Source organism: Bacillus sp. FSL R5-0593 (assembly GCF_038603755.1).
Classification (GTDB): domain Bacteria; phylum Bacillota; class Bacilli; order Bacillales; family Bacillaceae; genus Bacillus; species Bacillus velezensis.
Genome location: NZ_CP152011.1, coordinates 3,012,456 through 3,024,966, shown reverse-complemented (window position 1 = coordinate 3,024,966; position 12,511 = coordinate 3,012,456). Strand labels below are relative to the sequence as shown.

11 protein-coding genes are annotated in these 12,511 nt (G+C 47.4%); 7 read left to right on the top strand and 4 right to left on the bottom strand.

Annotation, left to right across the window (positions count from 1 at the left end; genetic code table 11):
- Positions 1–15 precede the first annotated feature (15 nt).
- Complete coding sequence (locus NYE36_RS14910; protein ID WP_265451124.1) at positions 16–318, bottom strand: YtpI family protein; 303 nt, start codon at positions 316–318, stop codon at positions 16–18.
- Positions 319–434: 116 nt separating this feature from the next.
- On the opposite strand from NYE36_RS14910, the gene NYE36_RS14905 reads away from it, so the two are divergent.
- The gene (locus NYE36_RS14905; protein ID WP_003152435.1) at positions 435–1,376 is read left to right on the top strand and encodes a bifunctional oligoribonuclease/PAP phosphatase NrnA; all 942 of its coding nucleotides are present in this window, start codon (positions 435–437) and stop codon (positions 1,374–1,376) included.
- Positions 1,377–1,393: 17 nt separating this feature from the next.
- Here the strand turns inward: NYE36_RS14905 and NYE36_RS14900 are convergent, their stop codons facing one another.
- The 3 genes from NYE36_RS14900 to NYE36_RS14890 form a co-directional block, all read right to left on the bottom strand.
- Positions 1,394–1,585 carry a hypothetical protein gene (locus NYE36_RS14900; protein ID WP_007408061.1) on the bottom strand — a complete coding sequence of 64 codons (192 nt, stop codon included), beginning with the start codon at positions 1,583–1,585 and terminating at the stop codon, positions 1,394–1,396.
- Between the two features lie 105 nt (positions 1,586–1,690).
- A complete protein-coding gene (ytrI, locus tag NYE36_RS14895) occupies positions 1,691–2,194 on the bottom strand; it encodes a sporulation membrane protein YtrI (protein WP_007408062.1) in 504 nt (167 codons plus the stop codon).
- Entirely contained in the window at positions 2,191–2,532 is a 342-nt protein-coding gene (locus NYE36_RS14890; RefSeq protein WP_003152438.1) for a YtrH family sporulation protein, read from the bottom strand. Before NYE36_RS14890 ends, ytrI begins: the two co-directional genes overlap by 4 nt.
- 142 nt (positions 2,533–2,674) lie before the next feature.
- On the opposite strand from NYE36_RS14890, the gene dnaE reads away from it, so the two are divergent.
- The 6 genes from dnaE (at position 2,675) to pyk (ending at position 12,496) form a co-directional block, all read left to right on the top strand.
- A complete protein-coding gene (dnaE, locus tag NYE36_RS14885; protein WP_265451125.1) occupies positions 2,675–6,013 on the top strand; it encodes a DNA polymerase III subunit alpha in 3,339 nt (1,112 codons plus the stop codon).
- A 139-nt stretch (positions 6,014–6,152) separates the two neighbouring features.
- Positions 6,153–7,385 (top strand): malic enzyme-like NAD(P)-binding protein, encoded by a 1,233-nt coding sequence (locus NYE36_RS14880; RefSeq protein ID WP_015240371.1) that lies wholly within the window; start codon positions 6,153–6,155, stop codon positions 7,383–7,385.
- 328 nt (positions 7,386–7,713) lie between these two features.
- The gene (accD, locus tag NYE36_RS14875; RefSeq protein WP_003152441.1) at positions 7,714–8,586 is read left to right on the top strand and encodes an acetyl-CoA carboxylase, carboxyltransferase subunit beta; all 873 of its coding nucleotides are present in this window, start codon (positions 7,714–7,716) and stop codon (positions 8,584–8,586) included.
- Positions 8,571–9,548 (top strand): acetyl-CoA carboxylase carboxyl transferase subunit alpha, encoded by a 978-nt coding sequence (gene accA / locus NYE36_RS14870; protein WP_015417990.1) that lies wholly within the window; start codon positions 8,571–8,573, stop codon positions 9,546–9,548. The genes accD and accA overlap by 16 nt, the downstream gene beginning before the upstream one ends.
- Positions 9,549–9,739: 191 nt before the next feature.
- On the top strand, positions 9,740–10,699 hold the full coding sequence (pfkA, locus tag NYE36_RS14865) for a 6-phosphofructokinase (protein ID WP_007408068.1): 960 nt from the start codon (positions 9,740–9,742) through the stop codon (positions 10,697–10,699).
- Positions 10,700–10,738: 39 nt separating this feature from the next.
- Positions 10,739–12,496 carry a pyruvate kinase gene (pyk, locus tag NYE36_RS14860; protein ID WP_007408069.1) on the top strand — a complete coding sequence of 586 codons (1,758 nt, stop codon included), beginning with the start codon at positions 10,739–10,741 and terminating at the stop codon, positions 12,494–12,496.
- Positions 12,497–12,511: the final 15 nt, after the last annotated feature.

Here is a 12,511-nt window from a genome sequence, read left to right as displayed (position 1 = left end):
GTCCCTTGGCATTCATTATGCGTGGTCCCTCTCCGCTTCCTTTGCATGGATGGGCTCATAATGCTTATAGGCTCTATACCCGGCCCATGCGCTGCCTGCTCCGATTAAAATGAAGACGCCGCCGATGACCAGAGTCAGGACGGAGTGAAACAGAATTATTTGGTTTACTCCGTACAAAAACACCAGCGCGCCTAATGCCATACTTGATTTAGCCGAAAAACATTCTTTCTCCAGCGCCCGTTTCGTCTGGATTCCTTTTACTTTGTAATACACGTAAAAGCAGGCAGAAAGCCCGATGAGAAAAACAAAAACCAGCATAAATGAAATCCTCCATTATATGAGTTTGCAAAACCGTTTATACCGTTGCTGAAAGATTTTCCTTTTCCATGGATAAAGAGTATGATTAAATGAATAAAAACGAAAAGGAGAAAGCGATGAAATCCGAACTGATCAGAACCATATCATTATATGACACCATTATCTTACATAGACATGTGAGGCCTGACCCGGACGCCTACGGTTCACAGTGCGGCCTTACGGAAATCCTGCGGGAAACGTATCCCGAAAAAAATATTTTTGCCGTCGGACAGCCTGAGCCGTCCTTGTCTTTTTTATATTCCCTCGATGAGGTGGATGACGAAACCTATAAAGATGCTCTTGTCATCGTGTGCGACACCGCAAACCAAGGCAGGGTCGACGATCAGCGCTACCATTCCGGCGCAAAGCTCATGAAAATAGACCACCATCCAAATGAAGATCCGTATGGCGATCTGTTATGGGTCGATACGAATGCAAGCTCCGTAAGCGAAATGATCTATGAGCTGTACCTGGAAGGAAAACAGCACGGCTGGAAACTGAATACGAAAGCAGCTGAGCTGATCTACGCGGGTATCGTCGGTGATACGGGGCGTTTCTTATTCCCGAACACCACAAAAAAGACATTAAAATACGCGGGAGAGCTCATTGAGTTCCCATTTTCATCGTCAGAGCTGTTCAATCAATTGTATGAAACAAAATTAAATGTGGTGAAGCTTAACGGCTTTATTTATCAAAATGTGTCACTGTCTGAAAACGGCGTCGCTTCCGTGTTCATTAAAAAAGACATTTTGGAGACATATGGAACCACCGCTTCTGAAGCGTCGCAGCTTGTCGGGACACTCGGAAATATTTCGGGTATCCGCGCTTGGGTGTTTTTCGTAGAAGAAGACGATCAAATCAGAGTCCGGTTCCGTTCAAAAGGTCCGGTCATCAACGGAATTGCCCGGAAATACAATGGCGGCGGACATCCGCTTGCGGCCGGCGCATCCATCTTCAGCTGGGATGAAACCGATCAGATTCTTGCTGATCTGGAAGAGGTATGTAACGAACACAAGTAGAGGGGAGACCCTCTTTCTTAGTGTTCATCTGTCACGGGGATGAACCAGCAGCCGAAATCAGTCAGGTCTTCGTAGACGCGGAGATTACAGATTTGGAGTTCTTTTTTTATGAGGGAAGCGAGTGTGTCTGTTTCTGCATATGCGGAATAGCCTTGTCTGATTCGGGCTGCATGATCTTTTGCCAAGCGTCGTTCACTAAAAACCTCCATTTTCCCTTCCTCCCTTCAGAATCATTGAAAATGTCTCATCTACAGTTTATAAAAAAGCGGAGAAAAAAGCGACAGATCTATGGAAAATTTTTAAAAATGACATAATTACGTCGCAAAAGAAATATGAATTTCGACAGACAATCTCGTATAAATCGTCAGTTCCTTTACTTCAGCTTTAAATTCCTTCTCATTTATGGTGTATATTTTGTTTTCGATCGTCCGTTTTAAAAGCTCCTTTGTTTTATACACGCTTTCAATATCTTTTGTGATGACTTCAGAAATATTATCTTTCACTTGTTCCTCAAATTTCATCTTGTCAGGCTGGGCGATTCTGTATTTTTCCCCATTGATCAGCTTCACATCAACACTTTGGATGAGAAGTCTTTGCTTATTATCCTCATTTAATTTATGAAGATCCTTCTGATAGATGGAGATTTGGTTTTTTAAATCCCGCGCGTGCTCACGCTGCTTTTCAATTAACGTCACCTGTTCTTCCTGAAACGTTCCGTATGTAAACAGAAAGAACAGCCAGCTGACGATGGCTCCGCACATCATTCCCGCGAAAAAACGCTGCCATCCCGGTTTTTTATAATACTCGGGAATTCTCATGATGACATATTCTCCTGGGTCAGCCATGAAATAATCAGCCAGCCGGTCTGCGCGCCACCCATTGCTGAAATAATTAAAAGAAGCTGTTTGAAGATGTCGCGCGTATTGCCTTCGAACAGCCCCCGCTCGAAACTGTATACCGCGTCAAATGTTCCCCCGATGGCCGCGACAAGCGCCCAGATCTTCAGCCTGTTCGCCAATTTTGTGATCGCCGTCAGCGGAGGCTCGCCTGATAAATAAGCTCCGAGGCCGCCGATCAGCGCGCCGCCGAGCAACACACCGAGGGCGATAAAATAACTGCTGATGAAATTCGCCATAAATCCGGCTTCCTGATCCATATATACACCACCTCACTTTTCTATCATATTGAGCGAAACGGACAAGTATGATGATGAGTCAAAAAAGAACATTTGTTTCTTAAGAAAACCCGTCTTATAATGTAGAAAGGCAAAATGAACGTATGGGAAAGGAGTGGCGGCATTGTCTTTTGTTCACCTGCAAGTACATAGCGGCTACAGTCTGTTAAACAGCGCCGCTTCTGTAAAAGAGCTTGTTACACAAGCGAAGGAACTCGGATATTCATCATTGGCGCTGACGGACGAAAATGTGATGTACGGCGCCATTGAGTTTTATAAAGCATGCAAATCAAACGGAATGAAGCCGATTATCGGTCTGACGGCTTCTATATACACGGACGATACGGAGCTTGAAGCACACCCGCTCATTCTTTTAGCAGAGACAAACACCGGATATCAGAACCTGGTGAAAATCTCCAGTGCGCTGCAATCCATGGCAAAGGGCGGCATGAAGCGAAAATGGATGAAGAGCTATCATGAGGGGCTGATCGCCATTACGCCCGGTGAAAACGGGTACATTGAAAGCCTGCTTCAAGCCGGGAAGTTTGAAGAAGCGGTCCGGGCTGCCGAAGGATTCCGGGAGCTGTTCGGAGACGGCCGTTTTTATTTAGGGTACCAGCCGTTTAAAGGACATGAGACGTTATCAGAAGAGATTCTCCGCCTGTCAGCCGAAACGGAAATCGCTGTCTGCGCTGCGGGAGATGTCCGTTATATCAAGAAAGAAGATCAAGATGCGTACCGCTGTCTGTGCGCTATTAAAGCCGGAGAGAAGTGGGAGGATCAGAGCGGGAATCTGCCGGACTTATACTTGAGGGCGCCTGAAGAAATGGCAGAGCTTTACACGCGGCATCCGGAAGCGATTGAAGCAGCCGCGCGTATCGCCCGGCAATGCCGGGTCGATGTCAGCCTCGGACAGACACAGCTTCCGTCTTTTCCGGCGCCGGACGGCAAATCAGCCGATGACTATTTGGCGGAGATCTGTCATGAGGGGCTGCGCCTCCGTTTCGGCACTCCTGATGAGCGCGCTGTCCGCCGGCTTGAATATGAGCTGGACGTCATCAGGCGCATGAAATTCAGTGATTATTTTCTCATCGTATGGGACTTTATGAAGTACGCGCATGAAAAGGGCATTGTGACAGGCCCGGGAAGGGGGTCCGCGGCAGGCTCGCTTGTCGCTTACTCCCTTTTCATTACCGACGTGGATCCGCTTAAACATTCTCTGCTGTTTGAGAGATTTCTTAATCCCGAGCGGATCAGCATGCCGGATATTGATATCGATTTCCCTGACACGAGAAGGGATGAGGTCATTCAGTATGTACAAAATAAGTACGGGGCCATGCACGTCGCCCAGATTATCACCTTCGGGACATTGGCCGCAAAGGCGGCGTTAAGGGATACCGGGAGAGTGTTCGGAATCAGCCCGAAAGAAGCCGACCAGCTTGCCCGCCTGATTCCGTCGAAACCGGGAATGACGCTTGAGGAAGCGAGGCGGCAGTCCGCTCAGCTGAACAGGAGGCTGTCCGAATCCGCCGTTCTTCATAAAGTGTTTCAGATCGCAAGGAAAATTGAAGGTCTTCCGCGGCACACGTCAACACACGCGGCGGGGGTCGTTCTCAGTAAAGAGCCGCTTTCGGAAGTTGTCCCTCTTCAAGAAGGGCATGACGGCGTGTATTTAACGCAGTATGCGATGGATCACTTGGAAGATCTCGGTCTTTTAAAAATGGACTTTTTAGGTTTGCGCAACCTTACGCTTATTGAATCCATTAAAACGATGATTGAAAAAGAGACGAATACGAAAATTGATTTTTCCGAGATTTCTTATCAGGATGAAAAAACGTTCTCGCTATTGTCAAACGGTGATACGACGGGTATTTTCCAGCTGGAATCATCAGGAATGAGAAACGTGCTGAAGCGCCTGAAGCCGTCAAGACTGGAAGACATTGTCGCGGTTAACGCGCTTTACAGGCCGGGACCGATGGAAAATATTCCGTTATTTATCGACCGGAAGCACGGGCGGGCGCGTGTGGAAGTGCCGCACGAGGACGTACGAAATATTCTCAGTGACACTTACGGCGTCATCGTCTATCAAGAGCAGATAATGATGATCGCCTCGCGCATGGCAGGGTTTTCATTAGGTGAAGCGGATCTGCTCAGACGGGCTGTCAGCAAAAAGCAAAAGGACATTCTGGACAGAGAGCGAAGCCATTTTGTTGAAGGGTGCTTAAAAAAGGAGTATTCTGTAGTCACTGCAAACGAGGTCTACGATCTGATTGTAAAATTCGCTAACTACGGATTCAACAGAAGCCATGCTGTCGCATACAGCATGATCGGCTATCAGCTCGCCTATTTAAAAGCGCATTATCCGTTATATTTTATGTGCGGGCTGTTGACGAGCGTCATCGGCAATGAGGACAAAATATCGCAATATCTGCATGAAGCGAAGGGGAGCGGGATTCAAGTCCTTCCGCCGTCAATAAACAAAAGCGGTTTTCCGTTTGCGCCTGAAAACGGAGCCGTCAGATACAGTTTGCGGGCCGTTAAAAACGTAGGCGTCTCGGCAGTGAAAGATATTTATAAAGCAAGAACACATAAACCGTTCGAGGATCTTTTCGATTTCTGCTTTCGCGTACCCGCAAAAAGCGTGAATCGGAAAACCATCGAAGCCCTTATATTTTCTGGCGCCATGGACGAATTCAATCAAAATCGCGCCGCCTTGCTGGCCTCCGTTGATGTGGCTTTAGAGCACGCTGAACTTTTTCGTGCAGACGATGACCAAATGGGATTGTTTTTGGAAGAATCGTTCTCCATTAAGCCAAAATATGTAGAGGCTGAGGAATTTCCGCTCGTGGACAAGCTTCGGTTCGAAAAAGAAGCTCTCGGTGTTTATTTCTCAAGCCATCCTTTATCTGCTTTCAGGGATCTCCTGAAAAAACGGGGGGCGCAAGCGATCACAGCAGCGCGGCAGATGCCGAAGGGGCAGCTGTCAATTGGCGCTTTGCTCGCGGGCATTAAAACGATTCGGACAAAGACAGGTCAGCATATGGCGTTTCTCACATTAAGCGATGAAACGGGAGAAATGGAAGCCGTCGTGTTTCCTGACCAATATAGAAGGCTGTCTCCGCTGTTAGAAGAAGGCGCGCTTTTATTCGCCGCCGGAAAAATGGAAGAGCGTCAGGAGAAGACACAATTCATCATGTCATCCGCCTCTCTTCTTGAGCAGACGGAGGCAGACAGAGCGCCGTCTGTTTACATCAAAATCGAAGGCAGCCGGCACAATCAGGAGTTTTTGGAAAAGATGAAGCGTATTTTACTGGAGCATAAAGGGGAAACCGGCGTTTATCTTTATTATGAAAAAGACAAGCAGACGATCAGGCTGCCGGATACTTTTCATATTCAGGCGGACCATCAGGCGTTATACCGTTTAAAAGAGCTGCTGGGCCGCGAAAACGTCGTGTTAAAATAGTGGTAACAATAATCGTTTTGTTATACAATTGAAACAATTGTGCTATCTTATTTAAAGATTCTGAAATTTTTCACCTCCAGCGATTGTACCAGTCTATGCGGCAGAATATGTAACAAAGTACTTAAAAGGAGTGTTTAGAATGTCATTAAGAGAAGAAGCGTTACATTTACACAAAGTAAATCAAGGAAAGCTGGAATCAAAAGCAAAGGTAGAAGTCAGAAACGCGGACGACTTAAGCCTTGCCTACTCTCCCGGAGTAGCTGAGCCTTGTAAAGAGATTTATGACGATAAAAACAAAGTATATGATTATACAATGAAGGGGAACATGGTAGCAGTCGTAACAGACGGATCAGCCGTTCTCGGTCTCGGTAATATCGGGCCTGAAGCTTCACTTCCGGTCATGGAAGGGAAAGCGGTGCTGTTCAAAAGTTTCGCGGGCGTGGATGCATTCCCGATCGCGCTTGACACAAACGATGTGGACAAAATCATTGACACTGTAAAGCTGCTTGCACCGACATTCGGCGGTGTCAACCTTGAAGATATTGCGGCGCCGAACTGCTTCATTATCGAAGAGCGCCTGAAAAAAGAAACAAACATTCCGGTTTTCCACGATGATCAGCACGGCACTGCCATCGTAACCGTTGCCGGACTTGTAAACGCGCTGAAATTATCAGGTAAATCCATGTCATCCATTAAAGTTGTGGCAAACGGAGCGGGAGCGGCAGGCATCGCGATCATCAAGCTTCTTTACCATTTCGGCGTACGCAACATCGTAATGTGCGACTCTAAAGGGGCGATTTACGAAGGGCGTCCGGCCGGCATGAACGCAGTGAAAAACGAAGTGGCGAAGTTTACAAACCAAGACCGCAACGACGGTTCGCTTCAGGATGTCATTAAAGATGCAGACGTCTTTATCGGCGTATCAGTCGAAGGCGCGCTGACGAAAGAAATGGTGGAAAGCATGGCGAAAGATCCGATTATCTTCGCAATGGCCAACCCGAATCCGGAAATCATGCCTGAAGACGCGCGCGCAGCCGGCGCAAGCGTAATCGGAACAGGCCGTTCTGATTTCCCGAACCAGGTCAACAACGTCCTGGCATTCCCTGGAATTTTCCGCGGGGCGCTTGACGTTCGCGCGACTCACATCAACGAAGAAATGAAAATTGCTGCGGTTGAAGCGATTGCTTCCCTTGTTACAGAGGAAGAATTAAGCGCTGATTATGTCATCCCGGCTCCATTTGACAAACGTGTGGCTCCTGCCGTTGCGAAAGCTGTTGCGAAAGCAGCGATGGAAACGGGCGTCGCCAGAATTACGGTCGATCCTGAGGAAGTGGCTGAAAAAACAAGACAGCTCACGGTCATCGGCGAATAATAACACAAAAATGAAATGGCAGCGCGTTGGAAAAAAACAACGCGCTGCTGTTCAATATACGGACTGCTGGCATTTTTTTAAGGGCAGGTCTTAAAAAAATTTCAGCAGAATCCTTATTTCTTTTGAAAACGCTGACAGATAAGGCTGAACAACGCTTTTTACGGTATGAAATCCGTCCGTTTCCGTCTGTTTTGAAGCAAAAAATGTCGAATGGAGGATGACACCGTTTGACAAAAAAAGTACAATAGTTTCGGTAAAGTTATTATTAAGTCTATCTAATCGGAAGACATGCAGTGAAGAGAACCCTTCACAAAAGGGAGGTAATCATTTGTTAAAGGATATATTCACAAAAAAGAAAAAATATGCTTCCGTGCCGTCTGAGCAGGCAAAACATGATGTTCCGGAAGGCATTATGACAAAGTGCCCCAAATGTAAAAAAATCATGCTCACAAAAGAGTTAGATAAAAACCTGCGCGTCTGCATGAACTGCGGGCACCATTTCCCGATGAATGCAAAGCAGCGCATTGAAAGCCTCCTGGATGAAGATTCATTCGAAGAATTCAACCAGGGAATGATATCTGAAAACCCGCTCGGTTTCCCGGAATACTTAGAAAAAATCGAAAAAGACCGTGAGAAAACATCGCTGAATGAAGCGGTGGTTACCGGAAAAGGAACCATCAGCGGATTCCCGGCCGTGATCGCGATCATGGATTCAACATTCCGAATGGGCAGCATGGGTTCGGTTGTCGGCGAAAAAATCACGCTTGCAATTGAAAAGGCAAAAGAGGAAAAAGTCCCGTTTATCATCTTTACCGCTTCCGGCGGCGCACGTATGCAGGAGGGGGTCTTAAGCCTTATGCAAATGGCAAAGACAAGCTCTGCATTAAAACTGTTCAGTGAGGAGCAGGGACTGATTATTTCTGTCATGACCCACCCGACGACAGGCGGCGTATCGGCCAGTTTCGCGTCTCTCGGTGATTATAATTTCGCTGAACCGGGCGCCTTGATCGGATTTGCCGGAAGACGTATTATTGAACAGACGATCGGGGAAAAACTGCCGGAAGATTTCCAGACGGCGGAATTTTTATTAAAGCACGGCCAGCTTGATGCGGTGATTCACCGAAACGACATGAAAGACAAACTCGCATTTCTGCTGGACATGCACCAAACAGGAGGTGAGCATGAGTGGCTGCAAGATTAGAATTTGAAAAACCAGTGATTGAACTGCAGACGAAAATCGCCGAACTGAAAAAATTCACCCAAGATTCGGAGATGGATTTAAGCGCTGAAATCGCAAGACTTGAAGACCGGCTCAGCAAGCTCCAGGATGAGATTTATAAAAACCTGAAGCCGTGGGACAGAGTGCAGATCGCACGCCTTCCCGACCGGCCGACGACGCTTGATTACATTCAATACCTGTTTACCGACTTTTTTGAGTGCCACGGAGACAGAACATACGGAGATGATGCGGCGATTGTCGGCGGAGTTGCCAAATATCACGGCATGCCGGTCACCGTCATCGGACATCAGCGCGGAAAAGACACGAAAGAAAACCTTGTCCGCAATTTCGGGATGCCTCACCCTGAGGGCTACCGCAAAGCGCTTCGTCTCATGAAGCAGGCGGATAAGTTCAACCGCCCGATTATCTGCTTCATCGACACGAAGGGAGCGTACCCGGGTAAAGCGGCGGAGGAACGGGGACAAAGTGAAGCCATCGCCAAGAACCTGTTCGAGATGGCCGGCCTGACAGTGCCTGTCGTTTGTATCGTCATCGGGGAAGGCGGCAGCGGAGGCGCGCTTGCGTTAGGTGTGGGCAACCGCATGCTGATGCTTGAGAACTCGACGTATTCCGTTATTTCTCCTGAAGGAGCCGCATCCATTTTGTGGAAAGACTCCGGCCTTGCGAAAAAAGCGGCCGAATCCATGAAGATTACTGCGCCCGATTTATTAGAATTAGGAATTATTGATGATATGATTAAAGAAGTGAAGGGCGGAGCTCACCATGATATTAAGCAGCAGGCGGGCTACATTGACGGTATTCTTAAAGAAACGTTAAAATCTCTTCTTCAATTGAACGCCGAAGAATTGATCTCACAGCGCTATGAAAAATATAAAGCAATCGGGAAAGTTTCGGTTGAGGATCAATATATCGGGGTAAACTGAATAGACGTGAAGCCTATGGCTCACGTTTATTTTTTGTGATTTTTGTGATATTCCTTAAATTTTATTTAAAAACAATTTATTTAATTGTATAATAGGTAAGGTTTCATGGGAGCTCAGGCGTCCCTTTTCATTGTTTTAGGGCAATGATCATGATATGTTTAACATATATATGTTGCTGAGGTGAATAGGAAATGAAGCGTATAGGAGTTTTAACGAGCGGCGGGGATTCCCCGGGTATGAACGCTGCGGTGCGCGCGGTTGTGCGGAAAGCTATCTACCACGACGTCGAAGTGTACGGAATTTATAACGGTTATTCAGGATTAATCAGCGGTAAAATAGAGAAACTGGAGCTTGGTTCGGTCGGTGACATCATCCACCGCGGCGGAACAAAGCTGTATACGGCCAGATGTCCTGAATTCAAAACAGTTGAAGGCCGTGAAAAAGGAATCGAAAATTTAAAGAAACTCGGCATTGAAGGTCTTGTCGTCATCGGCGGAGACGGTTCATACATGGGTGCGAAAAAATTAACGGAACACGGGTTTCCGTGTGTGGGTGTACCGGGTACGATAGATAATGACATCCCGGGAACTGATTTTACGATCGGATTTGATACGGCGTTAAACACCGTAATTGATGCGATTGATAAAATCCGTGACACCGCTACGTCTCATGAGCGTACATACGTTATTGAAGTGATGGGGCGCCATGCGGGCGACATTGCTTTATGGGCAGGTCTTGCAGGCGGAGCGGAATCAATTTTAATTCCTGAAGCGGACTACGATATGCAGGAAATTATCGGCCGTTTGAAGAGAGGGCACGACCGCGGCAAAAAACACAGTATCATCATCGTTGCAGAAGGGGTAGGCAGCGGGGTTGAATTCGGAAAACGCATCGAAGAAGAAACGAACCTTGAAACACGGGTATCCGTTTTAGGGCACATCCAGCGCGGCGGATCTCCAAGCGCTTCTGACCGGGTTCTTGCAAGCCGCCTCGGCGCTTACGCGGTTGAGCTTCTGCTTAAAGGAAAAGGCGGACGCTGCGTAGGTATACAAAACAACAAGCTTGTAGACCATGATATTATAGAAATTTTAGAATCAAAACATACTGTTGAACCAAACATGTATCAGCTTTCAAAAGAACTGTCTATTTAAGGCGGAAGAAGCTGAAGATTTCAGAAGGAAGTGAACGAGTTGAAAAAAACAAAAATCGTTTGTACAATCGGTCCGGCCAGTGAAAGTGTAGAAATGCTGACAAAATTGATGGAAGCGGGTATGAACGTTGCTCGTCTGAATTTTTCACACGGTGATTTCGAAGAGCACGGCGCAAGAATCAAAAACATCAGAGAAGCAAGCAAAAAGCTCGGCAAAAACGTGGGGATTCTCCTCGATACGAAAGGTCCGGAAATCCGCACGCACGATATGGAAAACGGCGCGCTTGAGCTTCAGGCGGGAAATGAAATTATCGTTTCTACGAAACAGGTGCTGGGAACGCTTGAAAAATTCTCAGTTTCTTATGAAGGCCTGGCAGACGACGTGTCAGCAGGGTCTATCATCCTGTTGGATGACGGTTTAATCGGATTGGAAGTGCTAGAATCAAATCCGGAAAAACACGAAATCAAAACAAAAATCTTAAACAGCGGCACGCTGAAAAATAAAAAAGGCGTAAACGTTCCCGGCGTCAGCGTCAACCTTCCCGGAATTACTGAAAAAGACGCCAAAGACATCGTATTCGGTATCGAGCAAGGCGTTGATTTCATCGCTGCGTCATTTGTACGCCGTTCTACGGATGTCCTTGAAATCCGCGAACTGCTTGAAGAGCATAACGCGTCTGACATTCAAATCATTCCTAAGATCGAGAACCAGGAAGGCGTGGACAACCTGGACGCGATCCTGGAAGTATCTGACGGCTTAATGGTAGCGCGCGGAGACCTCGGCGTAGAGATTCCGGCCGAAGAAGTGCCGCTCGTGCAAAAAGAAATGATCAAAAAATGCAACGCGCTCGGCAAACCGGTTATTACTGCGACACAAATGCTTGACAGCATGCAGCGCAACCCTCGTCCGACACGCGCTGAAGCAAGTGACGTTGCCAACGCCATTTTCGACGGCACAGACGCTATCATGCTTTCCGGTGAGACGGCTGCGGGACAATATCCTGTCGAGGCGGTTCAAACAATGTTTAACATCGCCACACGCACGGAAGAATCTCTGAACTACAAAGAAATTCTGTCTAAACGCAGAGATCAGGTCGGCATGACGATTACCGATGCGATCGGCCAATCAGTTGCGCACACGGCGATCAATCTGAGTGCGGCAGCTATCGTTACCCCTACAGAAAGCGGCCATACGGCGCGTATGATCGCGAAATACCGTCCGCAGGCTCCGATTGTAGCCGTTACGGTTAATGAGTCTGTATCACGCAAACTCGGTCTTGTATTCGGTGTATTCCCGGCAAGCGGCCAAAACGCGAATTCAACCGATGAAATGCTTGAAGACGCGGTTCAAAAATCACTTGACAGCGGCATCGTGAAACGCGGTGATCTGATTGTCATTACAGCAGGTTCTGTCGGTGAATCAGGCACGACGAATCTGATGAAAGTCCACACTGTCGGCAGCGTTATCGCGAAAGGGCAAGGCATCGGACGCAAATCTGCATTCGGTCCGGTCGTTGTTGCAAAAAATGCGAAAGAAGCTGAACAAAAAATGACAGACGGCGCAGTATTGGTTGCTTCAAGCACTGACCGCGACATGATCGCTTCACTTGAAAAAGCATCAGCGCTCATCACTGAAGAAGGCGGTCTGACAAGCCATGCAGCCGTTGTCGGTTTAAGCTTGGGCATTCCGGTTATCGTCGGTCTGGAGAACGCAACTTCAGTTTTAACAGAAGGACAGGTTATCACAGTTGACGCTGCCCGCGGCGCTGTGTATGAAGGCCGCGCAAGCGTTCTTTAAACAGCTTTAAAAAAG

Bases quoted from the DNA above. Each gene is read 5' to 3' on its own strand.
- NYE36_RS14910 (WP_265451124.1), bottom strand. From the start codon at position 318: ATGCTGGTTTTTGTTTTTCTCATCGGGCTTTCTGCCTGCTTTTACGTG.
- NYE36_RS14905 (WP_003152435.1), top strand. From the start codon at position 435: ATGAAATCCGAACTGATCAGAACCATATCATTATATGACACCATTATC.
- NYE36_RS14900 (WP_007408061.1), bottom strand. From the start codon at position 1,585: ATGGAGGTTTTTAGTGAACGACGCTTGGCAAAAGATCATGCAGCCCGA.
- ytrI (WP_007408062.1), bottom strand. From the start codon at position 2,194: ATGAGAATTCCCGAGTATTATAAAAAACCGGGATGGCAGCGTTTTTTC.
- NYE36_RS14890 (WP_003152438.1), bottom strand. From the start codon at position 2,532: ATGGATCAGGAAGCCGGATTTATGGCGAATTTCATCAGCAGTTATTTT.
- NYE36_RS14880 (WP_015240371.1), top strand. From the start codon at position 6,153: ATGTCATTAAGAGAAGAAGCGTTACATTTACACAAAGTAAATCAAGGA.
- pfkA (WP_007408068.1), top strand. From the start codon at position 9,740: ATGAAGCGTATAGGAGTTTTAACGAGCGGCGGGGATTCCCCGGGTATG.